At 72.5% G+C, this 24517-nt stretch carries 22 protein-coding genes and 1 tRNA gene; 12 read left to right on the top strand and 11 right to left on the bottom strand.

The window, feature by feature from the left end:
• Nucleotides 1-15 precede the first annotated feature (15 nt).
• The 3 genes from IEZ11_RS23640 to IEZ11_RS23630 all read left to right on the top strand — a co-directional run bounded on the left by IEZ11_RS23640 (nt 16) and on the right by IEZ11_RS23630 (nt 2440).
• Entirely contained in the window at nt 16-1005 is a 990-nt protein-coding gene (locus IEZ11_RS23640; RefSeq protein WP_189264840.1) for a hypothetical protein, read from the top strand.
• Nucleotides 1006-1092: 87 nt separating this feature from the next.
• Nucleotides 1093-1833, top strand: coding sequence for a molybdopterin-dependent oxidoreductase (locus tag IEZ11_RS23635; RefSeq protein ID WP_189264839.1), 741 nt, complete (start codon nt 1093-1095; stop codon nt 1831-1833).
• The gene (locus IEZ11_RS23630) at nt 1817-2440 is read left to right on the top strand and encodes a cytochrome b/b6 domain-containing protein (protein ID WP_189264838.1); all 624 of its coding nucleotides are present in this window, start codon (nt 1817-1819) and stop codon (nt 2438-2440) included. The genes IEZ11_RS23635 and IEZ11_RS23630 overlap by 17 nt, the downstream gene beginning before the upstream one ends.
• Nucleotides 2441-2685: 245 nt before the next feature.
• Here IEZ11_RS23630 and IEZ11_RS23625 read toward each other — a convergent pair whose 3' ends face one another.
• A complete protein-coding gene (locus IEZ11_RS23625; RefSeq protein ID WP_189264837.1) occupies nt 2686-4083 on the bottom strand; it encodes a GntT/GntP/DsdX family permease in 1398 nt (465 codons plus the stop codon).
• 49 nt (nt 4084-4132) lie between these two features.
• On the bottom strand, nt 4133-4657 hold the full coding sequence (locus tag IEZ11_RS23620) for a gluconokinase (protein WP_189264836.1): 525 nt from the start codon (nt 4655-4657) through the stop codon (nt 4133-4135).
• A 131-nt stretch (nt 4658-4788) separates the two neighbouring features.
• Between IEZ11_RS23620 and IEZ11_RS23615 the strand changes: the two genes are divergently transcribed.
• The gene (locus IEZ11_RS23615) at nt 4789-5490 is read left to right on the top strand and encodes a FadR/GntR family transcriptional regulator (RefSeq protein ID WP_189264835.1); all 702 of its coding nucleotides are present in this window, start codon (nt 4789-4791) and stop codon (nt 5488-5490) included.
• On the opposite strand, the gene IEZ11_RS23610 is transcribed toward IEZ11_RS23615, so the two are convergent.
• From IEZ11_RS23610 to IEZ11_RS23595, 4 genes are all read right to left on the bottom strand, one after another.
• Nucleotides 5487-5888, bottom strand: a complete 402-nt coding sequence (locus tag IEZ11_RS23610) for a YchJ family protein (protein ID WP_229713301.1) — start codon at nt 5886-5888, stop codon at nt 5487-5489. The genes IEZ11_RS23615 and IEZ11_RS23610 overlap by 4 nt on opposite strands.
• A gap of 12 nt (nt 5889-5900) precedes the next feature.
• A complete protein-coding gene (locus tag IEZ11_RS23605) occupies nt 5901-7274 on the bottom strand; it encodes a M1 family metallopeptidase (protein WP_189264834.1) in 1374 nt (457 codons plus the stop codon).
• Between the two features lie 80 nt (nt 7275-7354).
• Nucleotides 7355-11221, bottom strand: coding sequence for a Pls/PosA family non-ribosomal peptide synthetase (locus IEZ11_RS23600; RefSeq protein ID WP_189264833.1), 3867 nt, complete (start codon nt 11219-11221; stop codon nt 7355-7357).
• A 358-nt stretch (nt 11222-11579) separates the two neighbouring features.
• The gene (locus IEZ11_RS23595; RefSeq protein ID WP_189264832.1) at nt 11580-12023 is read right to left on the bottom strand and encodes an ATP-binding protein; all 444 of its coding nucleotides are present in this window, start codon (nt 12021-12023) and stop codon (nt 11580-11582) included.
• A 253-nt stretch (nt 12024-12276) separates the two neighbouring features.
• Between IEZ11_RS23595 and IEZ11_RS23590 the strand changes: the two genes are divergently transcribed.
• Together IEZ11_RS23590 and IEZ11_RS23585 are read left to right on the top strand one after the other, a co-directional pair.
• The gene (locus IEZ11_RS23590; protein WP_189264831.1) at nt 12277-13143 is read left to right on the top strand and encodes a DUF5753 domain-containing protein; all 867 of its coding nucleotides are present in this window, start codon (nt 12277-12279) and stop codon (nt 13141-13143) included.
• Between the two features lie 3 nt (nt 13144-13146).
• Nucleotides 13147-13374 (top strand): DUF397 domain-containing protein, encoded by a 228-nt coding sequence (locus tag IEZ11_RS23585; protein WP_189264830.1) that lies wholly within the window; start codon nt 13147-13149, stop codon nt 13372-13374.
• A 95-nt stretch (nt 13375-13469) separates the two neighbouring features.
• Here IEZ11_RS23585 and IEZ11_RS23580 read toward each other — a convergent pair.
• Nucleotides 13470-13557, bottom strand: a tRNA-Leu gene (locus IEZ11_RS23580).
• Nucleotides 13558-13769: 212 nt separating this feature from the next.
• Here IEZ11_RS23580 and IEZ11_RS23575 point away from each other — a divergent pair.
• The 3 genes from IEZ11_RS23575 (at nt 13770) to IEZ11_RS52240 (ending at nt 16655) form a co-directional block, all read left to right on the top strand.
• Entirely contained in the window at nt 13770-15095 is a 1326-nt protein-coding gene (locus IEZ11_RS23575; RefSeq protein WP_189264829.1) for a M20/M25/M40 family metallo-hydrolase, read from the top strand.
• Between the two features lie 145 nt (nt 15096-15240).
• Nucleotides 15241-15474: a chaplin ChpH gene (gene chpH / locus IEZ11_RS23570; protein ID WP_046732802.1), complete on the top strand. Its 234-nt coding sequence runs from the start codon at nt 15241-15243 to the stop codon at nt 15472-15474.
• A 146-nt stretch (nt 15475-15620) separates the two neighbouring features.
• On the top strand, nt 15621-16655 hold the full coding sequence (locus tag IEZ11_RS52240; protein WP_189264828.1) for a chaplin: 1035 nt from the start codon (nt 15621-15623) through the stop codon (nt 16653-16655).
• An 85-nt stretch (nt 16656-16740) separates the two neighbouring features.
• Here IEZ11_RS52240 and IEZ11_RS23560 read toward each other — a convergent pair whose 3' ends face one another.
• Nucleotides 16741-16929, bottom strand: a complete 189-nt coding sequence (locus tag IEZ11_RS23560) for a DUF5703 family protein (protein WP_046732800.1) — start codon at nt 16927-16929, stop codon at nt 16741-16743.
• 47 nt (nt 16930-16976) lie between these two features.
• On the opposite strand from IEZ11_RS23560, the gene IEZ11_RS23555 reads away from it, so the two are divergent.
• Entirely contained in the window at nt 16977-17687 is a 711-nt protein-coding gene (locus IEZ11_RS23555; protein WP_189264827.1) for a hypothetical protein, read from the top strand.
• Nucleotides 17688-17798: 111 nt separating this feature from the next.
• On the opposite strand, the gene IEZ11_RS23550 is transcribed toward IEZ11_RS23555, so the two are convergent.
• Nucleotides 17799-20186 (bottom strand): helix-hairpin-helix domain-containing protein, encoded by a 2388-nt coding sequence (locus tag IEZ11_RS23550; protein ID WP_444544936.1) that lies wholly within the window; start codon nt 20184-20186, stop codon nt 17799-17801.
• Nucleotides 20183-21166 (bottom strand): aldo/keto reductase, encoded by a 984-nt coding sequence (locus IEZ11_RS23545; RefSeq protein ID WP_189264826.1) that lies wholly within the window; start codon nt 21164-21166, stop codon nt 20183-20185. Before IEZ11_RS23545 ends, IEZ11_RS23550 begins: the two co-directional genes overlap by 4 nt.
• A 258-nt stretch (nt 21167-21424) precedes the next feature.
• On the opposite strand from IEZ11_RS23545, the gene IEZ11_RS23540 reads away from it, so the two are divergent.
• Both IEZ11_RS23540 and IEZ11_RS23535 read left to right on the top strand, forming a co-directional pair.
• Nucleotides 21425-22480 carry an LLM class F420-dependent oxidoreductase gene (locus IEZ11_RS23540; RefSeq protein ID WP_189264825.1) on the top strand — a complete coding sequence of 352 codons (1056 nt, stop codon included), beginning with the start codon at nt 21425-21427 and terminating at the stop codon, nt 22478-22480.
• 237 nt (nt 22481-22717) lie between these two features.
• Nucleotides 22718-23497: a ferritin-like domain-containing protein gene (locus IEZ11_RS23535; RefSeq protein ID WP_189264824.1), complete on the top strand. Its 780-nt coding sequence runs from the start codon at nt 22718-22720 to the stop codon at nt 23495-23497.
• Here the strand turns inward: IEZ11_RS23535 and corA are convergent, their stop codons facing one another.
• Nucleotides 23498-24502, bottom strand: a complete 1005-nt coding sequence (gene corA / locus IEZ11_RS23530; RefSeq protein ID WP_189264823.1) for a magnesium/cobalt transporter CorA — start codon at nt 24500-24502, stop codon at nt 23498-23500. It lies immediately after the preceding gene.
• Nucleotides 24503-24517: the final 15 nt, after the last annotated feature.

Genomic DNA, 24517 nt, shown 5'->3' with positions numbered 1-24517 from the left:
CCAGGAAGTTCCGCGGTGCCCCCAACCCCGCCCCTCTTAGGCCCAGGCCAGGCCGTCTCGGTCCCAGCCCCGGCCGCCGCCTCAGGTCCCCGCGCGGCAGCGCACCCCAGGTGCGAGCACTGTCCCGACGACGCCCTCGGCGACGCCGAACTCATCTCCGCGCGGGCCGCGTTGGCCCAGGGGCGCTGGCAGCCCGCCCGCTCCCTGTTGCTCCATACGGGTGAGGACTGGGACCGCCGGGGCCACCGGGCGACCGTCCTGGCCCGTGAGCCCTACGCCGTCGCCTGGGCCCGCGAGTGGCTGCTCGCCGAGCCCGGCTCGGCCGACGCCGCCACCCTGTACGCCCTGACCCTGGCCCGGCGCGCCCTGCGCGGCAAGGAGGACCCGGTGCGGGCCCACGAGGCCTGCGCCGGCGCCGCCGCGCTCGCCCCCGCCGACCCCACCCCGTGGCTCGGCCTGCTCCTGCTGGCCCGCTACCTGGGCACCGACGAGGAGACGCGCCGCACCTTCGCCGAGGTGCGCCGCCGCCATCCCGAGCACCATCACGCCCATCACCTGATGGCGGCCCGGATCGCGGAGACCGAGACCCGCGGCGCGTACGAGCTGCACGCCTTCGCGGAACGCGCGGCGGCCGAGGCCCCGGCCGACTCCCCGCTCGCCGTCCTGCCGGTCGTCGCGTACGCCGAACGCCACCGGGTGCTGGCCGCCACCGGCCAGGCCCCCGCCGACCCGGCCGCCGCCGGGCACTGGACCGACCCGGCCGCGCTGCGCGCCCTGGGGGCCGCCTTCGACTGGTGGCTGGAGTGGGGGATCGAGGAGCATCCCCGGCGCCACATCGACCTCAACCACCTCGCCCACGCCACCTTCGGCGCCGGCCGGTACGCCGAGGCCGCGGCCCTCTTCCAGCGCATCGGCCGCCATGCCACCCCGGCACCCTGGTCCTACCCGGACCGCGACCCGTGCGAGGCGTTCCGGGCGGCCCGGGAGCGGGTGCTGGGAGGCTGAGGGGCGTTTGATGAGAAGAGGTTGTGGATTCCTTACGGCCGCCGGATTTCGTGGCCGAGCCCGCCCGGATGGTGTTCGAATGAGTACGTGAACTCTGAACAACCCGAGGCACCGCGGCACACCGAGGAGGGCAGTCCGGTCGGCCGCCGGGTGTTCCTCGGCACCATCGGCCTCGGCGCGCTCGGCCTGGTGACCGCGCCGGTGCTGCAACGCGTCACCGAGTCGGTCCTCGGGGCCTTCTCCGGCAAGGACCCCACGGGCCTGACCGGACTGCTCCCGAACGGCGGCGGCTTCCGCTACTACTCGGTGACCGGGTCGGTGCCGGACAGGACCGCCGCCGACTACCAGCTGAAGATCGACGGGCTGGTCGACAGGCCGGGCACGTACACCCTGGCCGACCTGCGCGCCCTGCCGCAGACCAAGCTGGTCAAGGACGTCCAGTGCGTGACCGGCTGGCGGGTCCCCGACACGCCCTTCGAAGGCGTCCGGCTCTCGCACCTGCTGGACCTGGCGGGCGTCCGGGACTCGGCCAAGGCGATCCACTTCACCTGCTTCGACGGCGCGTACACCGAGAGCCTCACCCTCGACCAGGCCCGCCGGCCGGACGTCCTGGTCGCGCTGCGCATGCAGAACAAGCCCATCACCCACGACCACGGCGGCCCGGTCCGTCTCTACGTCGCCCCCATGTACTTCTACAAATCGGCCAAGTGGCTCTCCGGGATCACGGTCGGCGACAAGGTCGAACCGGGTTACTGGGAGAAGCTGGGCTACGACGTGGACGCCTGGGTCGGCCGCTCGAACGGACGTGACGATGAGCCTACGAGCTGAGGCCCCGGCCGCCACGGACCGGCTGCGCCGCTTCACCGCCGCCGCGCGCTGGGTCCACCGCGGTACGGCGCTGCTGATGGGGATCTGCGTCGCGACAGCCGCCTGCCTCTACATCCCGCAGCTGGCGGTCCTCGTCGGCCGCCGTGAACTGGTCGTCCGCATCCACGAGTGCGCGGGCCTCGCCCTCCCCGTCCCGGTCCTCCTCGGCCTCGCCTCCCGCGCCTTCCGCCGGGACCTGGGCTTCCTGAACCGCTTCGGCCCGCACGACCGGATCTGGCTGCACGCCGCCCTGAGCCGCGACCGGCGCCGGTCCTCCCGCCCGGCGGGCAAGTTCAACGCCGGCCAGAAGATCTACGCGAACTGGATCGCCGGCGCGAGCCTCGTGATGCTCGGCACCGGCCTGCTCATGTGGTTCACCCACCTCACCCCACTGATGTGGCGCACCTCGGCCACCTTCGTCCACGACTGGCTGGCCCTCACCATCGGCATCGTCCTGGCCGGCCACATCGGCATGGCCCTGGGCGACCCGGAGGCCCGCCGCGGCCTGCGCACGGGCACGGTGAGCCGAGACTGGGCCAAACGCGAGCACCCCCTGTGGCGACCGTAGCCGCCCACCGGCCCCACCGAACGCACTCCGACGCCGAACCGGCCACCGCCGGATCCCGCCACCGTGGCTGACCGCCGTCGCGGCGGAGGGGGACTGCGGCGGCCGTTCGGTGTTGCGGTGGGGAGGGGACGGCGCGGGGGAAACCGCGGAAGTCGCCGGCCTCTCATCCCGCCGTGGCGGTGATCGGCCGGGATGGTGGAGGCCGGCGGTGCCGTAGCGGGCGCATCGTCGGACTCCGACCGCTTCTAGATCACCAGGGACAGCAGCAGGACCAGGCCGCCGCCGACCACCGAGATGATCGTCTCCATGACGGACCAGGTCTTGAGGGTCTGGCCGACGGTCAGGCCGAAGTACTCCTTCACCAGCCAGAACCCCGCGTCGTTGACATGGCTGAAGAACAGCGAGCCCGCGCCGATGGCCAGTACCAGGAGCGCCGTGTGGGTCGTCGACATGTCGGCCGCCAGGGGAGCGACCAGACCCGCCGCCGACACCGTGGCGACCGTCGCGGAGCCGGTCGCGAGCCGGATCGCGACCGCGATCAGCCAGGCCAGCAGCAGGGCCGGGATCGACCAGTCCCTGGATATCTCCAGGATCATCCGGCCGACACCGCAGTCGATCAGCGTCTGCTTGAAGCCGCCGCCCGCGCCGACGATGAGGAGGATGCCCGCGATGGGCAGGAGGCCCTTCTCGACGGTCTGCGAGATCCGCTCCCGCGAGAACCCGGCCGGCCGGCCCAGCGTGAACATGCCCACGATCACGGCCGCGAGCAGGGCGATCAGCGGGGAGCCGATGACGTCGAAGACCCGCTGGACGGTGTGGGCGGGGTCGTCGACGACTATGTCGACCAGCGCCTTGGCCAGCATCAGGACGACCGGCAGCAGGATGGTGGCGAGGGTGGCGCCGAAGCCGGGGCGGTGCTCCAGCTCCTCGGACGGCCGCTGCGGGAGCATCCGGTCGGGCGCCTGCACGTCCACCCAGCGGGCTGCGACCTTCGAGAACAGCGGACCGGCGATGATCACGGTCGGGACGGCGACCAGTACGCCGAGCGCCAGGGTCACGCCCAGGTTTGCGTGCACCGCGTCGATCGCGACCAGCGGGCCGGGGTGCGGCGGCACCAGCCCGTGCATCACGGACAGACCGGCGAGGGCCGGGATGCCGATGCGCATCAGCGAGTAGTTGCCGCGGCGGGCGACCATCAGCACCACCGGGATGAGCAGCACGATGCCGACCTCGAAGAACAGCGGCAGCCCGACCACGGAGGCGATCAGCACCATCGCCCAGGGCATCGCCCGCCCGCCGGCCTTCGCGAGGATCGTGTCGACGATCTGATCGGCGCCCCCGGAGTCCGCCAGCAGCCTGCCCAGGATCGCCCCGAGCGCGATCAGGACACCCACGCCGGCCACGGTGGTGCCGAGCCCGGTGGTGAAGCTGGTGATGACCTTGTCGAGCGGCGCCCCGGCGAGCGCGCCGAGCGTGAGCGAGCCGATGGTCAGCGCCAGGAAGGCGTGGAGCTTGAACTTGGTGATGAGCAGGACGATGACGGCGATGCCCACGAGCACGGCGATGCCGAGCCTGGCATGTCCGGCCGAGGTGATGGGCGCGACGGCGTCCGCTGCCAGCATCTCGACGCTGAGTCCGGTCACGGGGGTCCCTTGCGGTGAGGGGATGAGGAAAGAGGGAAGAAGGAGCGAGCTACCGCTGCGGAGCGGGGTCGGGCAGCGTGTCCAGGGCCCGTACGGCCCGTGCGGTGATCTCCGCGGGGGTGCCCGAGACGTCCACGGCGACGCCGGCCTCGTCCGCGCCCAGCGGCTGGAGCGTGGCGAACTGGGAGTCCAGCAGCGCGGTCGGCATGAAGTGGCCCTGCCGGCGTGACATCCGGTCCTCGATGAGGTGCCGGTCGCCGGTCAGGTGCAGGAACACGACGCCGGGGGCCGCGGCCCGCAGCCGGTCACGGTAGGACCGCTTCAGCGCGGAGCCGCTGACGACCCCGCCCAGCCCCTCCCGCCCGTGCGCCCAGGAACCGATGGCGTCCAGCCACGGCCACCGGTCGGCGTCGTCGAGCGGGTGACCGGCCGACATCTTGGCGATGTTGGCCGGCGGGTGGAAGTCGTCGCCCTCGGCGTACGGGACGCCGAGCCGGGCGGCGAGCAGGGGACCGATCGTGGTCTTGCCCGTGCCGGCGACGCCCATCACCACGACGACGTGCGGGGTCCGCATCACTGCCTCGCTGTCTGCTTCGGAGGTCTCGTTGTCGCCACACTGAAACCTATTAGGTACGACTAATTCAAGAGTCTGTGACATATAAGTCTGACTTTTTGGCTCAGTGATCCGCTCGGTACGCTGAGTGCATGAGCACACCGGGCCGGGGTCTGCACGGCCGAGTACTGGACACCCTCGGCCCCGCCATCACCGCGGGCGAGTACCCGCCGGGGAGCGTCCTGCGCACGGACGAGCTGGCCCAGCACTTCCAGGTGTCACGCTCCGTGATGCGCGAGGCGGTCCGGGTCCTCGAATCCATGCACCTGGTCGAGTCCCGCCGCCGGGTGGGCGTCACCGTCCGCCCCAAGGCCGCGTGGAACGTCTACGACCCGCAGGTCATCCGCTGGCGCCTGGCCGGCGCCGACCGTCCGCACCAGCTGCGCTCGCTCACCGTGCTGCGCTCGGCGATCGAGCCGGTGGCGGCCGGTCTGACGGCGCGGCACGCCACGGCCGCGCAGTGCGCCGAGCTCACCGAGTGCGCGCTCGGCATGGTGGCCCATTCGCGCGGCCACGAGCTGGAGGAGTACCTGGTCCACGACGTGGCCTTCCACCGGGTGATCCTGGCGGCGTCCGGCAACGAGATGTTCGCCCGGCTCGGCGACGTGGTGGCCGAGGTCCTCACCGGCCGTACCCACCACGAGGTGATGTTCGAGGACCCCGATCCGGCCGCCGTCACCCTGCACGTCCAGGTCGCGGAGGCGGTGCGCGAGGGCGACGCGCCCCGCGCGGAACGGCTGACCCGGGAGATCACCACGGGCGCCCTCCAGGAACTGGACGTCCTGGCGCCCTAGTCCAGGAACTCCCCGTCCAGATACACCCAGGCGCCCTCGACCCGCTCGAACCGGCTGCGCTCGTGCAGCGAACCGCCCCTGAAGGACGCCCGGAAGGTCACCGTGCCGGTGGTGTGGAAGGCCGAGCCGTCGGCCGTCGCCAGGATCTCCAGGCCGGTCCACCGCATCGCGGGGTCGAGGTCGAGGCGGGGCGGGCGGGTCCGGGGATGCCAGGTACGCAGCAGATACGGCTCGTCACGCTTCACGAAGGCGCTGTAGCGCGAGCGCATCAGCGTCTCGGCCGTGGGCGCCGCCGCCTCACCCCGGTGGAACCGGGCACAACACCTCTCGTACGGCTCCGGGAGACCGCACGGGCAGGAGGCGGCGGCACGCTGCAGCCGGGGGCGCTTCGGTGTCACGGGTCGGCCTTCCTACGCCGACTCGGCGCTGGTGGGCGGCTGGGCCGGGCGGGCCGGGACGACCGGGGCGGGCAGCGCGGGCAGCGCCGCGCGGTGCACCCAGGCGTCGAACAGGCCGTCCAGCGGCTCGTCCGCGAAGCGGTTGACGTGGGCCGTGAACGTCGCCGTCGTCACGGACCCGCCCCGGTGCAGCCCCGCCCACGCCCGCAGCATGTGGAAGAACCGCTCGTCGCCGAGCGCGCAGCGGATCGCGTGGATCGCGACACCGCCCCGCTCGTAGAGCCGGTCGTCGAACATCGACTTCCTGCCCGGGGCGGCGATCCGGATGTCCTGCGGCAGTCCGGACAGCAACCGGTGGGCGGTGGCCGCCAGTTGCTGGGCGCTGCGGCCGCCGGAGCGCTCCGACCACAGCCACTCCGCGTACTTGGCGAGCCCCTCGTTCAGCCAGATGTGCCGCCAGTCGGCGATGGACACGCTGTTGCCGAACCACTGGTGGGCGAGTTCATGCGCCACCAGCCGTTCCGAACCCCGGGCCCCGTCCACGTGGTTGACGCCGAACAGCGACAACCCCTGGGCCTCGACGGGGACATCGAACTCCTCGTCGGCGACGACCACCGCGTACTCGTCGAACGGGTAGGGCCCGAAGAGCCGTTGGAACAGGTCCATCATCGCGGGCTGCCGCGCGAAGTCCCGGGAGAACTCCGGGAGCAGATGCGCCGGTATGTGCCCGTGCATCGGCACCCCGCCGAAGCCCGGGTCGCCCAGCAGCACGGTCTGGAACTTGCCGATCGCGAGACTCACCAGATAGCTCGACGTCGGCGACGCCTGCTCGTACACCCAGGTCGTCGTGGACGCCTTGGTGGTACGGGTGAGCAGCCGGCCGCCGGCCACCACCGAGTACGCCGACGGGCAGGTGATCGAGAGCAGGTAGGACGCCTTGTCGGCCGGCCGGTCGTTGCACGGGAACCAGGAGGGCGCGCCGGTCGGCTGGCTGGCCACCAGCGCACCGTCGGTCAGCTCCTCCCAGCCGATCCCGCCCCACGGGCTGTTCACCGGCTTCGGGTTGCCGGACCAGTGGATCTCCACGGTGAAGGCGGCCCCGGCGCGCAGCGGCTTCGCGGGCTTGATCCGCAGCCTGCCGCCCCGGTGCGTCCAGTGCGGCTGGCGGCCGTCCACCCGGATCCGGCCGATCTTGAAGTCCGCCAGGTTCAGCTGGAACTCGGGCAGCGCGGCCCGGCCCGCGATCGCGTTGATCCGGGCCATGCCGGCCAGGCGGTTGGGTCCTGGCCGGTAGTCCAGCGTGAGCTCATAGCGATGCACCCGGTACCGGGGATCGCCGTTGTCCGGGAAGTACGGGTCCGGACCTGCTGCCTGCTGCACTGCCACTTCCGCGTTCGCTCCCTGCGCTGTGCTCGAACCGTCTCTCGGTGCCCCGATGCCCGCGGCCACCACCGGACGGCCCGCGCTCAGGGACGCCATGCCTCGATCGGGTTGCCGAGCCAGCGGGTGTCGTCGGGAACCGACTCCGCCGCCATGACGAGCGACGCGGGCCCCAGGGTCGTACGGGCCCCGACCGTGCTGCCGGGCAGCACGATCCCGCCAGGACCCAGTGTGGCGCCCTCACGGAGAACAACAGTATCCGTCCGCAAGATCCGGTCGTGGAAGAGGTGAGTCTGCAGCACACAGCCGCGGTTCACCGTGGCCGCGTCCTCCAGCGTCACCAGATCCGTCTCCGGAAGCCAGTAGCTCTCCACCCAGACGCCCTTTCCGATGCGCGCGCCGAGGCCGCGCAGCCAGGCCGTCATCAAGGGTGTACCCGGAACCGAGCCGGCCAGCCACGGCACCGCGAGCACCTCCACGAAGGTGTCCGCCAGCTCGTTGCGCCACACGAACGAGCTCCACAGCGGGTGCTCCCCGCTGCGGTGCCGCCCGACCAGCACCCACTTGGCCAGCACGGAGACCAGGCCCGCGACCGCGCCGGCACCGAGCAGCACCAGGCCGGACAGCAGCGGCGCCCAGACACCGAGCGCGCACAGCGCGGCCACCGTCAGCCCGGCCAGCGCCACCGAGCACAGCACCGGCACGATCCGGCACGTCTCCACCAGGGCCCGCGCCCACAGCATCCGCGCCGGCGGCTCGTACGTCCGGCTCTGGTCGCCGTCGGCCGCGCTGCGCGGCAGCTTCACCGGCGGCAGCCCCAGGTACGAGGTGCCCTTCTTGGCCTTCTTCGGCGTCGCCGACAGCACGCCCACCAGACCGCCGTCCGGCACGCTGCGGCCCGGCGCGGTCATCCCGGAGTTGCCGAGGAACGCCCGCCGCCCGATCTCCGCGCGCCCGATCCGTACATAGCCGCCGCCCAGCTCGTACGGCGCGGTCAGCGTGTCGTCGGCCAGGAACGCGCCCTCGCCGACCGTCGTCAGGCTCGGCAGCGCGAGCACGGTCGACACCTCGGCGCCCTTGCCGATCCGCATCCCCAGCAGCCGCAGCCACACCGGCGTGATCAGCCCGGCGTACATCGGGAACAGGGTCTCGCGGGACCGGTCCATCAGCTGCGACACCGTCCACGCCTGCCAGCCGGTCCGGCTGTGCGTCGGGTAGGTGCCGGTACGCAGCCCCAGGCTCAGCAGCCGTACCGAGACGAGGATCAGCAGGGCGTACGCCAGCCCGAACGCCAGCGTCGCCGGGACCAGGGCGGCCGCCGCGCCCCGCAGGGCCGCGGCCAGACCGTCGCCCGGGGCCACGAAACGCCCGGCGACCAGCAGCGCGGCGCCGCCCGCCAGCACCGGCAGCGCACTGAGCCCGAGGCCCGTCAGGCCGTACATCACCCGCCAGTACGTGCCGCGCTGCGGCCGCTGCTTGGGCCAGTTCCGCTTGGCCTTGCCCAGCTTGACCGCCGGGGCACCGGCCCAGCGCTGGCCGGTCGGGATCTGTCCGGTGACCGCGGAGCCGGGGGCCACCTCGGCGCGCTTGCCGACGCGGGCGCCCGGGAAGAGCATGCTGCGCGTGCCGACGACCGCGTGGGCGCCGATCCGGACCGGGCCGATCACCAGCCGGTCCCCGTCCAGCCAGGAGCCGGACAGGTCCACCTCGGACTCCACGGCCGCACCCCGCCCGATCCTGAGCAGGCCGGTGACCGGCGGCAGCGAGTGCAGGTCCACCTCGGGACCGATCTTGGCGCCCAGCGCCCGCGCGTACCGCTCCAGCCAGGACCCGGTCAGCGTGGTCGCCCCGGTGAACTCGGCCAGCCGCTCCGCCGTCCACAGCCGCAGGTGGACGGAGCCGCCGCGGGGGTGTCTGCCGGGCTTCACGCCCCGCAGCAGCAGCCGCGCGCCCCCGGCCGCGATCGCGATCCGGCCGGGCGGGGTGAAGAGCGCCACCGCCCCGACGGCGACCAGCCACCAGGGGGCGGTGGGCAGCCAGCCGTAGCCGCCCAGCACATTGCCGAGCGCGGCGAGGACCACCGTCCAGCGCAGCCCGAGGAGGGTGAACAGGGGGAACAGGAGCAGCAACTGCACGAACTGGGCGCCGCGCGGCACGGGCGCGATGGTGCGCTGCGTCCCGTCGTCCTGCACGGACTCCTCCAGCCGGCGGGCCAGCTTGCGCAGCACCGGCTGCTGGTAGATGTCGAGGACGGCCGCGCTGGGGTAGCGGGTGCGCAGCCGGGTGGTGAGCTGGGCGGCGGACAGGCTGCCGCCGCCGATCGCGAAGAAGTCGTCGGAGGCGCTGCCCACCGGGATGCCGAGGACCTCGGTCCACTGCTCGGCGAGCCATGCCTCGGTGCCGTACAGCTGCTCGGCCGGGCCGCCGGTCTCCAGGCCCTCCAGGGGCCAGGGCAGGGCGTTGCGGTCGACCTTGCCGGAGGTGCGGGTGGGCAGCTCGGCGACCGGCGCCAGCAGCGGGACGAGGGCGGCGGGCAGTTCGGCGCGCAGCTTCTCGACGGCGGCCGCGTGGTCCCAGCCGTCCTGGGTGACGACATAGCCGACCAGCAGCTGGTTGCCGCTGCGGGCGGTCCGTACCGCGGCCGCGGCGCCCGCGACCCCCGGGAGCGCCTGGAGAGCGGCGTCGACCTCGCCCAGCTCGATACGGCGCCCGCCGAGCTTGATCTGCTCGTCGGCGCGCCCGAGGAAGACCAGCCCCTCGCGGTCGGCCCGCACCAGGTCGCCGCTGCGGTACGCGCGCTTCCAGCCCAGCGACTCCAGGGGCGCGTACTTCTCCGCGTCCTTCTCGGCGTCCAGGTAACGGGCCAGGCCGACCCCGCCGATCACCAGCTGGCCGCTCTCGCCCATCGCCACGGGCTCGCCCGCGTCGTCCACGACGGCGAGCTCCCAGCCGTTCAGCGGCAGCCCGATACGGATCGGCTCCTCACCGCTCATCAGGGCGGCACAGGCGACGACGGTGGCCTCGGTGGGCCCGTACGTGTTCCAGACCTCGCGGCCCTCGGTCACCAGCCGCTGCGCCAGCTCGGGCGGGCAGGCCTCGCCGCCGAAGATGAGGAGGCGGACGTCGTTGAGGGTCTCGGGCTCCCAGAGGGCGGCCAGGGTGGGCACGGTCGAGACGACGGTGATCTCCTGCTCGACCAGCCAGGGGCCGAGGTCGGCGCCGGAGCGCACCTGGGAGCGCGGCACGGGCACCAGGCAGGCGCCGTAGCGCCAGGCCAGCCACATCTCCTCGCAGGAGGCGTCGAAGGCCACGGAGAGGCCCGCCATGACCCGGTCGCCGGGCCCGATCGGCTCCTCGGTCAGGAACAGCGCGGCCTCGGCGTCCACGAAGGCGGCGGCGCTGCGGTGGGTGACGGCGACGCCCTTGGGCCTGCCGGTGGACCCGGAGGTGAAGATGATCCAGGCGTCGTGCTCGGTACCGGGGCGGCCGGCGGGCTTCCCGGACTCGCGGCGGACGTCGATGCGCAGGTCCGCGCCGAGGACGGCCGCCACCTCGGCCTCGCCGAACACCAGCGCGGCCCGCTCGTCCGGGTCCTCGGCGTCGACGGGCACATAGGCGGCACCGGCCGCGAGCACCCCGAGCACGGCGACGTACAGGTCGTTGGTCCCGGACGGCACCCGGACGCCCACCCGGTCCCCGAGCCCGATCCCGGCCTCGGCGAGCCGCCGGCGCAGCCGCTGCACCTCCACGGCGAGCGCGCGGTAGGTGAGCTGGGCGGTGCCGTCGTCCAGCGCGGGCTCGTCGGGGTGGGCCCGTACGGTGGCTTCGAACACGTCCACGAGCGTGCGCGGCGAGGCCGCCGCCCCGGCCGAGAATCGCGCCGTGTTCCCGAACTCCTCGCGGATCTCATCGTCGAGCAGGCCGAGAGCACTGCTCCCGTCAATGGCTGCCATCCGGTCCTCGCGTCTCGTTCCCGGAACCCTCCGGGGCGCCGGCGGGTCCTCAGGTCTGCCTGGGGTTGTCCGGCTCCGGCTGGGTAACAAGCCGGAAATATTAGTACGACGCTAGGCTCCGGAGCAGCCGACGGCCACCCGAGAGCAGCCGTTCGGAGCAGTCGCTTGAATCTTGAGCAACCTCTGACCAGCGATTCTCCGCGATCGACGAGAGATGGGCCACACAGCGTGAGAGGGGCCAACTCCATGTGTCCGGCGGCCCGTACGGCGACGGCCGGTGCCGTGGCGAGGAGGGGGAGATCGCCGCGGAACCGGCCGTCACCGTGGGGGTGCGGGAGACATCAGGGCGGGCCGGCCGTCACACGGCGCTGACCTCGGCCCAGATGGACTTGCCCCACGGCAGGTTGCCCACGCCCCAGCGGCCCGAGCACAGCGCGTCGAGGATGAGCAGACCGCGCCCGCGGTCCCGTTCGACCGAGATGGGCCGCAGCCGCGGGTGGCGGCCCAGCGGGTCGTGCACCTCGACCCGGGTCCGGGCGCCGTCGGTGTCGATGAGGAGACGCACCGGGTCGTCCGGATCGGACTCGTAGCGCATGGAGTTGGTGACCAGTTCGCAGGTGACCAGGGCGACCGCGTCGATGTGGTCGCGGGAGGCGTCCGGGGTGTGGTGCGCGATGAAGTCGCTCACGAACAGCCGCGCGGCCTTGGCCGACTGAGGCTCGCTGGCCAGTAACAGGACCGGCGGTGGGGCGACTTGCAGGGCGCGGGGTTCGGTCGTGGTGCTCCGCTGGCGTTCGATCATGTGCATCCCCTCACGGGCATGTCCCAACGCAGGCACGGTGGTTCGCCATGCGAGTGCGGTCACTGTCGTATTTCCCGGATTCATGGTGCCTTCACGGCACAGTCGATCGCAATACGTCCCACGAGATGTGAAATATTGCGCATCGCTTTGAGAGAGTTGCGGCACAAGTCGTCAGTCGGTGGCGGCGGTCGGGGCGGCACGGGCAGACTGTCGGGCAGTTCACCGGAGAGAAGCCGGAGAGAAGGGGGAAGCCGTGAGCACGCCCACGGTGCGCCGGCGACGGCTCGGTGCGAAGTTGCGCGAGCTGCGCGGCGAACTCACCCTCGACGAGGTCGCCGAGCACTCCGAGGGCGCCTTCGTCTCCTCCAAGCTGTCCCGGATGGAGACCGGCAAGACCGCCCCCAAGGCAGCGGACATCCAGGCGCTGCTCCTGCTGTACGCCGGACTCGGGCGCGACGTCAGCGACGAGCTGCGCGCGGCCCTGATCACGCTCACCAGGGAGGGCGGCCGCCGCGGCTGGTGGCACTCGTACCGGGGTGTCCTCACCCCGGTGTACGAGGACCTGATCAGCCTGGAGGCGGAGGCCGAGACGGTCTCCACCTGGCAGTTGGGAATGGTCCCCGGACTGCTCCAGACCGCCGAGTACGCCCGCGAGATCATCCGGGCGACCGCCATGTCCGAGGCGGTCGAGGCACGGGTCGACGCGCTCGTCGAGGTACGGCTGGCACGCCAGGCCGTCCTCACCCGGGACAGCGACCCGCTGGCGCTCTGGGCGATCATCTCCGAACAGGCGCTGCGCTCCACCACCGAGGATCCCGCCCTGATGTACGAGCAGTTGGGGCGCCTGCTTACGATGGGGCGGCGGCCGAACATCAACATCCAGGTGTTGCGATCGGACGCTCCCCTGCACGCCGGGCTCACCGGCACCTTCAGCATCCTGGGCTTCGGTCCGCACACCGATCTGGACGTCGTCCACCAGGAAGGGCTGACCTCCGCCCTGTACATCGAGGAACGTGATCGGGTCTCCACGCACCGGGCCGCGTGGCAACGCCTCACGTCTGCCGCCGAGTCCGTCGAGGCGTCGGTGGAACTGATCACCCAGATAAGGAAGAACGAATAGCGAATGAAGCACGTTGACGACGCGTCGGCTCTGCCGGTGACCTGGTGGAAGTCCTCGGCGTCCGCATCACAGTCCGACTGCGTGGAATGCGGGATCGTCGACGAGGCGACGGTCGCCGTCCGCGACAGCAAGCGGCCCCATGGGCCCGCGCTCCTGCTGGACCGCACCGCGCTCCGCGCCTTCACCTCCGCCGTGGCCCTCGGTGACGGCCGAATAGGCGGCCTCGACTGAGCGAGTGGCGCCCACCGCGAGGTGGTCGCCCGGCGCCGCTGCCCCGGAAAACCAAGAAACCCCTGCTCAGCAGGGGTTTCTTCGTGATTCCTTCATGGTGTCCGAGGGGGGACTTGAACCCCCACGCCCGTTAAAGGGCACTAGCACCTCAAGCTAGCGCGTCTGCCATTCCGCCACCCGGACAAGGTGTCTGTCGTGCGAAGTGTTCCGTGCGGGTTTCCCTCGCGGCGACGAAGGAAACACTACCAGGCTTTCCGGGGTGGCCGATCACGCCCCGTTCCGGGCACGGCCGGGCGTGAACGGCGTGTGACGGGCCGGGACCGGCCTTGGGGCCGGAGCCGGAAGGGAGAGAGGATGGGACGGACCGGCCGGCAGTGACAGCAGGAGGAACCAGCGTGAGCGAGACGGACACGGCCAAGGGCGTCACCGGCGAGGACGAGGTCGCCGACCTCTGCAGCGAGCTGATCCGGTTCGACACCAGCAACTACGGCGACCACTCCGGTCCCGGCGAACGCAAGGCCGCCGAATGGGTCGCCGAGAAGCTCGCCGAGGTGGGCCTGGAGGCGAAGATCTTCGAGTCGCACCCGGGCCGCGCCTCGACCGTGGCCCGCATCGAGGGCGCGGACCCGTCCAGGCCCGCCCTGCTGATCCACGGCCACCTCGACGTCGTACCGGCCAACGCCGACGACTGGACGCACCACCCCTTCTCCGGCGAGATCGCGGACGGGTGCGTGTGGGGCCGGGGCGCCGTCGACATGAAGGACATGGACGCCATGACCCTGGCGGTCGTCCGGGACCGGCTGCGCGGCGGCCGCAAACCGCCCCGGGACATCGTGCTGGCCTTCCTCGCCGACGAGGAGGCCGGCGGCACCTGGGGCGCCCGGCACCTGGTCGACAACCACCCGGACCTCTTCGACGGGGTCACCGAGGCGATCAGCGAGGTGGGCGGCTTCTCCTTCACGGTGAGCGAGCAGCGCCGGCTCTACCTCATCCAGACGGCCGAGAAGGGCATGCACTGGATGAAGCTGAAGGTGGCCGGCACCGCCGGGCACGGCTCGATGATCCACCGCGACAACGCGATCACCGAGCTGTCCGAGGCCGTCGCCCGGGTCGGTCGGCACCGGTTCCCGGTGCGGGTCACCAAGACCACCCGGGCCTTCCTCGACGAACTGGGCGACGCGCTCGGCACCGAGCTGGACCCGGAGGACATGGAGTCGACGCTGGCCCGGCTCGGCGGCATCGCCAAGCTGATCGGCGCGACGCTCAGCAACACCGCCAACCCCACCCAGCTGAACGCCGGTTACAAGGTCAACGTCATCCCCGGCGAGGCCACCGCGCACATCGACGGACGGTTCCTGCCCGGTCACGAGGACGAGTTCCTCGCCGACCTCGACCGGCTCCTCGGCCCGCACGTGGTCCGCGCCGACGTGCACTCCGACAAGGCGCTGGAGACCAGCTTCGACGGGGCCCTGGTGGAGGCCATGCAGTCCTCGCTGCTCGCCGAGGACCCGACCGCCAAGGCGGTCCCCTACATGCTCTCCGGCGGCACCGACGCCAAGTCCTTCGACGACCTCGGCATCCGCGGCTTCGGCTTCGCGCCGCTCAAGCTGCCGCCGGAGCTGGACTTCGCCGGCATGTTCCACGGCGTGGACGAGCGGGTGCCGGTGGACGGCCTCCAGTTCGGCGTGCGCGTGCTCGACCGCTTCATCGACGCGTCGTGAAGCGGTGGCTTCAGCTATTCGACCGATTGTGCGACGTCAACTGAAAAGAGTGAATGCGACGATAAGCTCGTAGCTCCATTACTCCCTCCTCGTTACAAGGAGTGCGATCCGCTGATTGGGGTCGCATTGCCAACTAGGAGGAATAATGCTCAAGAAGGTCGTCGCTGCCGCTGCCGCCACCGGTGGTCTGGTTCTCGCGGGTGCGGGCCTCGCCGTCGCCGACTCGGGTGCCCAGGGTGCTGCCGTGGGTTCCCCGGGTGTCATCTCCGGCAACGTGATCCAGGTTCCCGTGCACGTCCCGGTGAACGTCTGCGGCAACACGATCTCCGTGATCGGGCTGCTGAACCCCGCCTTCGGCAACACCTGCATCAACAAGTGACGCCGACTCCCTGAGGGGCGTCTTTCCGTCGGCCCCGGGGCGCGCGCCATGTGCTCCGGGGCCGACCGGTTTTTCCGCGGGCCTTTTCCGAATGAACGTCCGCGAGGAATGCAGGGTCAGGATCCGAGGCAGGGGGGAATTCAGAAATGCGACAGGGTACCCGCAAGGGCCTTATGACAGTGGCCGCGGCGACCGGCGTGATCGCCGCGGCGGGCGGTTATGCCCACGCCGACTCGGGGGCCGTCGGCTCGGCCGCCGACTCACCGGGCGTACTGTCCGGCAACACGGTGCAGGCGCCGGTGCATGCGCCGGTGAACGTCTGCGGCAACACCGTGAACGTCGTCGGCGCTCTCAATCCGGCGATGGGCAACAAATGCGCCAACCGCGGCGGCGGTGGCGGTGCTTCGACGGGCTACGGCCACCCGGGCGGCCACAGCGGCTACGGCGGCCACAGCGGCTACGGCGGCCATGACGGCCACGGCGGTTCGCACGCCGGGGGGCACACCGGCGGCTCGCCCGGTGTCGGTTCGGGCAACACCGTGCAGGCGCCGATCGACGTCCCGGTCAACGTGTGCGGCAACAGCGTCAACGTCATCGGCGTCGGTAACTCCGCCCTCGGCAACGAGTGCGCCAACGACGGGAGTTCCGGACACATCGGACACCCGGGTCATCCTGGTTACCCGGGTCACCCCGGCCACCCCGGCCACCCCGGCGGGGGCCACCCCACGCAGCCGCCCGGACACGGCGGGCACGGGGGACATGGAGGTCACGGCGGCCATGGGGGTCACGGGACGCCTCCCGGGCACGGTGGGCACGGGACGCCTCCTGGGCAGGGCGGGCACGGGAGCACGCCGCCCGGGACGCCCGGTCACCCCGGGACGCCCGGAAACCCCGGGACACCGGGGAATCCCGGAACGCCCGGGAACCCGGGAACGCCTGGTAATCCGGGCGGGCACCCCGGCACGCCCCCCGCTCACTCCGGGAACGGGACCGTCCCGACCGGCACGCACGGTTCCCCCCTCACCGGGCCGGGGGGCAGCGCCTCGGTCGGTCAGCCCGTCACGGCCGCGCAGCTCGCGCACACCGGCAGTGACCTGCCGCTGGGGCTCATGCTCCCGGCCGGCGCCGGCGCGCTGCTCGCGGGCGCGGTGCTGTACCGCAAGGCACGCGCCGCGGCCTAGCGCACGGACGGTGACGCACCGGCGGCGGTGCGTGGAACGGGACGGGCCCCGTCGACGCGGGGCCCCTTCCGTCAGCTGGCCAGTCTCACCATGTGGCACGCACCTGGCGGATGATCCGCCGGCGCAACCGCACCCTGCGGCTGCCGTCGCGCATGAGGCTCAGTCGGTCCAACTCCCAGTGTCCGTACTCGGCATGGTCCGTCAGTAGACGTGTCGCCTCCTTGCGGGAGACCCCGCGAGGTACGTACACGTCGACAAATTCGTATTCCGGCATCGCATCTATTGTGCGGGCTGGTGCCCGGTACGGATAGCGTCTGCACTATGTCTGATGCTGCGCAGCCCACCGCTGCCGAGGTACGCGCCGCCGCCGAGGCGGTCAAGACCGCGCTCGACCGCCATCTGGCCGCGGTCGAACGCAGGTCGGGGGAGGACGACCCCGCTGTCTATGAGGCGTTCAACCAGCTGGCCGCGGCCGCCGAGGTCTACGACGAGCTTCTCTACGACCGCTACGACGAAGTCACCCCCTTCGAGATCCCCGGTACGGACGACTCGCTGCCCCCGTACGCGGGCCCCGAGGAACCGAACGCGATCAGTGTGCTGATCCGTCGCGACTACGCCGTGGCGGAACCACAGCGGCTGCTGGCGCAGGCCCAGCGGGTCGAGGCGGCGGAGTACGACGACGGTCCCGGCGCGGACGAGGACGCCGCCGGCACCATCCACGGGGCGCTGGGCGTCCTGTTCGGCGAGTTCGAGCCGGACGAGATCGCCTCCCGGCACAAGGAGTTCGGCCTGGAGGAGGGCGACTCCACGCTGTGGGTGACCGCCGCGGACGAGCCCGCCGAGCCCGGGGAGTGGCTGGAGCTGCCCTTCGAGGGGGTCGATCCGCAGCGGGTGGTGTGCCGCTTCGACGTCAGCGCGGTCTTCGACGACGAGGACGCGGAGGACGGCGAGGAGGCCGCGGAGACCGACGAGCTGGACGACCTCGACCTGGACGAGGACGAGGACCTGGAGCCGTTGGACGCCGAGCGCTGACGGGCGCCGAGCGCTGAGGCGCCGGCCGGCGGTGCCTTCCGGGGTCGAGACCGGACGGGCACCGCCGGCCGACGCCGTTGCGGCTGAGCGCCGTCGGGCCGGCGGCGCCGGTCAGTTCGCGGTGGGGACCTGCGTCCTCAACAGCAGCGGCAGGCGGGTCGTCCGCGGCTTGGGCAGGGACTCGGCCACCGCCTTCGGCAGAGCCTGCTCCACGCCGTGGACCACCGACAGGTGGCGCTCCGCCCTGCTGAACGCCGTGTACACCCAGGGGCGGGTCAGGGACTGGACCGCGTCTCCGGGCAGCACCACGACCGCTGCCGGCCAGCGGTTGCCCGCCGCCTGGTGGGCGGTCAGGGCCCAGCCGTGGCGGACGGAGTGCTCCACCTGCTCCTTCGGTACGACCACGGGCGCGTCCGCACACGACAGGTGCAGCCCCTCGGCGTCGGCCTTCACCACCTGGCCCCAGGCCGTACGGCCCGGCGCGGGGGAGTGGACGATCCGGTCACCCGGGTCGAAGCCGCCGAAGCGGCCGGGACCCGGATTGAGCCGTTCCTTGAGGGCGGCGTTGAGGGCGCGGGTGCCGGCCGCTCCACCGTGGCCCGGGGTGATCACCACGGTCTGCTCGGCGGGGACGCCGATCGCGCGCGGGACGGAGTCGGCGACCAGCTGCACCGTCCGGTGCACCGCCTCGCCCGCGTCCCGCACCGGCACGATCACGACCTCCTTGCCGGGCGCCCCGACCTGGGTGAGCTCGCCGACCCCGATCCCGGAGACCAGCTCGCCGAGCGGGCCGGGGTCGGGCGTGCGCGAGGCGATCTGCGGGCACACGCGGGCCGCCAGCAGGTCGGCGAAGACCCGCCCGGGACCCGCGGACCACAGCACCGCCGGATCCCCGCTCAGCACCAGCCGGGCGCCGTCGGGCAGCGCCTCCACGAGCATCGCCGCGCCCTCCACGTCCAACTGGGGCGCGTCCAGCACGATCAGCAGGTCGAGGTCCAGGGCGCCGTCCGCGTCCCGGCCGGGGCCCGCGGCGCCGGCGAGCAGGTCGGAGACGGTGCCGACGGCTCCCTCGCCGCCCGGGAGGCGCCCGCTGCCGTCGGGGGTGTGCGTGGCCGCGAAGGCGCGCAGTCCGGCCGCGCGGGCGGCGGCCAGCAGGGCCGCGGGCTCGGCGCGGGCCGCCTCGCCGCCCGTGTGCAGCACCAGGCCGTGTCCGGTGACCGCCCGCGCCAGCTCGGCCGCGCTCTTGGAGGCCGCTGCCGCGACCGCCTCCCAGGGCTCCGGGGCGTCCTTGGCCAGGGAGTTGACCAGCCGGGCCAGCCCGTCGGCGAGGCTCTCCTCGGCCAGCGCGTACCGCTCCAGGCCGACCAGGACCCGGACCGGCCGCTCCGGCTCGTCCTCCTCGGGCTCCGGGGCGCTCGGATCCAGCAGGTCCTGGAAGACCAGCGCGTCCCCCTCCGCGACCGCGCTCTGCACGGCCGCCTCCGGGTCGGGCACCGCCCGCTGGGCCAGCGCGGTGGTGAGCGCGGGCATCTCCAGTGCGGTGTGCCCGGCCACGGCGGCCTGTTCGAGGAGCCAGCCGGTCACGGCCCGGCCGCGCCGCTCGTCGTCCGGACCGCACTCCGTGCCGAGCAGCGCCCGAGCGAACCCGTCGGCCTGGTCCGGCCGTACGCCGGTGACCCGGAGCAGCTGCCAGGGGTCCTCCCGCAACACCGCGTCCGCGCCGTCGCCGAGGGCGGCGGCGACCTGGGGTGCGAGCGACTCGGGCGCACCGCCGGCGGTGAGCACCCCGCGCACCGCCGCGACCGCCTTCGTGCCGGGCGTGGCGGCGGCCGCCGGCTGCGGCTGCCGGGCCGGCTCGGGCGCGGGGGCCCGGCGCGGAGCGGCCTCGGGCTCCGCGAACACGGTGGCCGCCGGCTTCTCCCCGCCTTCCACCGCCCGGATCGCCGCGAGCAGATCCGCCGCCGTCCCGCTGAGCTTGGCCCCGCTCTCGATGGGCCCCTTCCGCTCGGCCTTCCGCTGCGCGATCCGCTCCCGCTCCAACCGCTGAGCGGCCAACTCGGCCGCGGCCTCGGACAGCTGGGCCGCACCCCCGCCATCGGCCGCACCGCCCCCCGCGTCGTCGGCGTCGGCTCCTCCGGGGGAGCCCCCGCCGCCCTCGGCCGACCCGGAGGCGGGGCCACCGGTCCCGGTCCCGTCGGCCTCGCCGTCCTCTGCCGCCTCGGAGAGGCCCCCGTCGCCCCCGGCCGGGCCGCCGTCACCGTCCGCGCCGCGGGTCCCGGCCTCACCGGCCCCTGCGCCGTCGGCCACTCCGAGGGAAGCCCCGCCGCCGTCCGCTCCGCCGGCCTCGGCCGTTCCCGAGGGGGAGCCGTCGGTCCCGGTGGTCGTCATGTCGCTCGCTGTGGCCCTGTCGGTGGTGGGGGCTGCGGCCTCCGCCGTCCCCCCGGCCGTCGTCTCCTTGTCGGCCTCGGGCTTGGCGCCCAGCCCCGGCTCCGTGCTCACAGCGTGCTCCAGTCGTGATCGGGATAGCGGTGCACGGGCGCCGACACGTCGTCGAGCGCCCGGCAGATCTCGTCAGGAAGAGTAAGCGCCTCCACTGACAATGCCCCCGCGAGCTGCTGCGCGTTGCGCGCGCCGACGATCGGCGCGACCACGCCCGGCCGGTCCCGCACCCACGCCAGCGCCACCTGGAGCGGGGTGACCGCGAGTCCGTCCGCCGCCGTCTGCACCGCGTCCACGATCCGGGTCGCGGTGTCGTCGAGGTACGGCTCGACGAACAGCGCCAGATGCTCGGAGGCGGCGCGCGAGTCCGGGGGAGTCGAGTGGCGGTACTTCGCGGTCAGCACGCCCCGGCCCAGCGGGGACGACGGCAGCAGGCCGATGCCCAGGTCGAGGGCGGCGGGCAGCACCTCGCGCTCGACGCCCCGCTGGAGCAGCGAGTACTCCAGCTGCGTGCTGGCCAGCCGGGTGCGGGTGCCCGGCGCCGCGAGCTGCCAGGTCGCCGCCTTCGCCAGCTGCCAGCCGCAGAAGTTGGAGATCCCGGCGTACCGGGCGCGGCCGCTGCCGACCGCCAGGTCGAGGGCCTGGAGGGTCTCCTCCAGCGGGGTGTCCGGGTCGTAGGCGTGCACGTGCCAGACGTCGACGTAGTCGGTGCCGAGGCGGGCGAGAGAGGCGTCCAGCGCGGCGAGCAGGTGGCCGCGCGAGCCGTTGAAACGCCGGTCGGGGTCGGGGACGCTGCCCGCCTTCGTCGAGATGATCAGGTCCCGGCGCGGCACCAGACCCTCTATGAGCAGCCCGAGCAGGTACTCGGCCTCCCCGTCGCCGTACACGTCCGCGGTGTCGACGAGGGTTCCGCCGGCCTCCCAGAACGCCTTCAGCATGTCCGCGGCGTCGTGCTCGTCGACGTCCCGGCCCCAGGTGAGGGTGCCGAGCCCGATCCGGGACACGCGCAGGCCGGTGCGGCCGAGATGCCTCTGCTCCATGCCCGCGAGATTACTGGCCAGAGCTGGTGCGTTGGGTTGCCTGTGGATAACCGATTTCCCCAGGAGAGCGGGACGATGCAGGGGGCGGGACCGGACCGACCAAGGGGCGCGGGGCTGTATCGATGTGCGGCTCCGCCGCGCGGGCGCGACCAGCCCCCACCCGCCCGCAGCCGAACGGGCACCGATCCCCCGTCCGGAAAACCTCCGCGCTAAGGTCTCTCGCAACAGCGACGTTACTGATCGGTAAGGGGAACGGCCATGCAGCTCGGGATCAACCTCGGCTACTGGGGCGCCGGGATGGACGGGGACAATCTGGCCGTGGCCCAGGAGGCCGAGCGGCTCGGGTACGCCGTGTGCTGGGCCGCCGAGGCCTACGGCTCCGACGCCGCCACCGTGCTCAGCTGGGTCGCCGCCCAGACCGAGCGCATCGACGTCGGCTCGGCCATCTTCCAGATCCCGGCCCGGCAGCCGGCCATGACCGCGATGACCGCCGCGACCCTCGACTCCCTCTCCGGCGGCCGGTTCCGGCTCGGCCTCGGCGTCTCCGGACCGCAGGTCTCCGAGGGCTGGTACGGCGTCAAGTTCGACAAGCCGCTCTCCCGCACCCGCGAGTACGTGGAGATCGTCCGCCGGGCGATGAGCCGGGAACGGCTGTCGTTCGAGGGCGAGCACTGGACGCTGCCGCTGCCGGGCGGCCCCGGCAAGCCGATCAAGCTGACCGTGCACCCGGAGCGCGAGCACATCCCGGTCTACATCGCCGCCATCGGCCCGAAGAACCTGGAGCAGACCGGCGAGATCGCCGACGGCGCGCTGCTGATCTTCCCCTCCGCCGAGCACCTGGAGGAGACGGCGGTCCGCTACCTGCGCGCGGGCCGGGAGAAGGCCGGCCGGACCCTCGACGGGTTCGACATCTGCCCGACGCTGCCGCTCGCCGTCGGCGAGGACAAGGACGTGGCCACGCTCGCCGACACCTTCCGGCCGTACACCGCGCTGTACGTCGGCGGCATGGGCAGCCGCAGGCAGAACTTCTACAACCAGCTCGCCCGGCGCATGGGGTACGAGCGGGAGGCCGCCGAGATCCAGGACAAGTACCTGTCCGGGGACAAGAACGGGGCCGCCGCCGCGGTACCGCAGGAGCTGATCGACCAGACCACGCTGCTCGGTTCCGTGGACCGGATCGCCGACCGGATGAAGGCCTACGCGGCCGCCGGGGTCACCACGCTCTCCCTCGCGCCCGCCGGATTCGCCCTGGACGAGCGGCTCGCCTCGCTGCGGGCCGGCGCCGAGGCCCTGGAGCGCGCCGGGCTCGCGTGAGCGTCCGACACCGGAGACAGGAGAGAAGTCCGCGGCCGTGGTGGGGGCTCGGGGGGTCTTCCCCGCCACGGCCGTCACGCAGCACAACGCGCCGCTGCCCGCGCGGTTACGCCCCTGGTGTGACCCCGGTGCTCCTTCTTTCGGCCGAGTTCGCCGGCACACCTGTTGCCGTGACTTCGATGCGGCATTTGACTCGTTCTTCGCGGGTTTGGTGAGTCCTCCGGAGGGGTGCCCACGATGCTTTCGGCCAGGAGTCTGTTCCAGGAGATCCTCGACAACGACGAGTCCTTCCGGCTGTTCTGCTCCATCGCGGCCAGCGGGGAGTCCCAGGGCGGCTGGGAGAACGCGCGGATCGCCGCGCTGGTACCGCGGAGCGAACGCGACCTGGCCCCCAAGATCACCCGTCACGGCGCCGACGAGGACAAGCACGGGCGCATCTTCCACGCCCTGCTGAGGAAGCGCGGCCTGACGCCCGTCGCGGTGCCGGCCGACACCGACTACACGATGATCCTGGAACGGCACGGCATCGGGCTCGCCCACGACCGGCTCCGGGCCGACCGGCCGCTCACCGTGCCGGACATCGTCACCTACCTCTCCCACAGCCGGGTCACCGAGCAGCGCGCCGCCGAGCAGATGGAGCTGCTGCGCCGGTACTTCGCCGACCACCCGGACGTCGGCCGCGCGGTGTGCATGATCTCCGGGGACGAGGACAACCACCTCGCCTACTGCCACGAGGAACTGCTGCGTCTCGCCGCCGCCGGGCACGGCCGTGCCATCCAGCACACCCTGCGGGCGTGCGCCCTCGCCGAGATCCGCGTCTACCGGGACGTCAGCCTCGCCGTCATGGCCCACATGGGCCGCATCCTCGGCTGGTCCCGGGCCAGGTCCGCGCTCCTCGCGCTCGGCATCCACGCCGTCTACGGCTACGAACGCGCCGCCGGCTGGCGCCGCATGGTCTGCCTGCGGATGCCGGCGCGCAGGAACGCCCTGGGCGGCCCCGCCGCGGAGTTCGCCTGATCACATCCACCCGCGGCGCTTGAACAGCCGGTACAGCACCAGCTCCAGGCAGGCCATGAGCAGGAGCACCGCCGGGTACGACCAGATCCAGTGCAGCTCTGGCATGTGGTCGAAGTTCATGCCGTAGATCCCCGCCATCAGCGTGGGGACCGCCGCCATGGCCGCCCACGCCGAGATCTTCCGCATGTCGTCGTTCTGCCGCACGCTCATCTGCGCCAGATGGGCACTGAGGACGTCCGACACCAGCCGGTCCAGCGCCTCCACGCCCTCGTTCACCCGCAGCAGATGGTCGTTGACGTCCCGGAAGAACGGGCGGGCCGACTCGTTCACGAAGGGCACCGTCATGCCGCCCCCGTACGGGCCCACCGCCGCCAGCTTGGTCATCGGCACGGCCAGCGGCACCGTCGCCCGGCGGAACTCCAGGATCTGCCGCTTGAAGGTGTAGATCCGCGACGCGGTGTGCCGGGAGCCGCCGCCGCTCGGCGAGAACACCTCGGTCTCCAGTTCCTCCAGGTCGTTCTGCAACTCGGTCGAGACCTCCAGGTAGTGGTCCACGACCGCGTCGGAGATCGAGTACAGCACCCCGGTCGGCCCGTGCCTCAGCATCTCGTGCTGCTCCTCCAGATGCCGCCGGATGTCGCCGAGCGGCGAGGGCGTCCCGTGGCGCACGGTGACCACGAAGGAGTCCCCGATGAAGATCATCAGCTCGCCGGAGGTCACCGTGTCGCTCTTCGGCTCGTACGTCACCGGCTTCAGGACGACGAACAGCGAGTCGTCGTACACCTCCAGCTTGGGCCGCTGGTGGGCGGTCAGGGCGTCCTCGACGGCCAGCGGATGCAGCCCGAACTCGTCGGTGACCAGGTCGAACTCGTGCTCCGTCGGCTCGTACAGGCCGATCCACAGAAAACTGTCACCACGCGCGCGTGCCTCCGCGAGGGCGTCGGAGAAGTCCTGCGGGGTCTCCGTCCGCTCTCCGTCCCGGTAGATGGCGCAATCGACGATCACTGAGCGTATTCTCCC

Source organism: Streptomyces fuscichromogenes, from assembly GCF_014645815.1.
Classification (GTDB): Bacteria; Actinomycetota; Actinomycetes; order Streptomycetales; family Streptomycetaceae; genus Streptomyces; species Streptomyces fuscichromogenes.
This window is presented reverse-complemented; position numbering and strand designations above follow the sequence as displayed.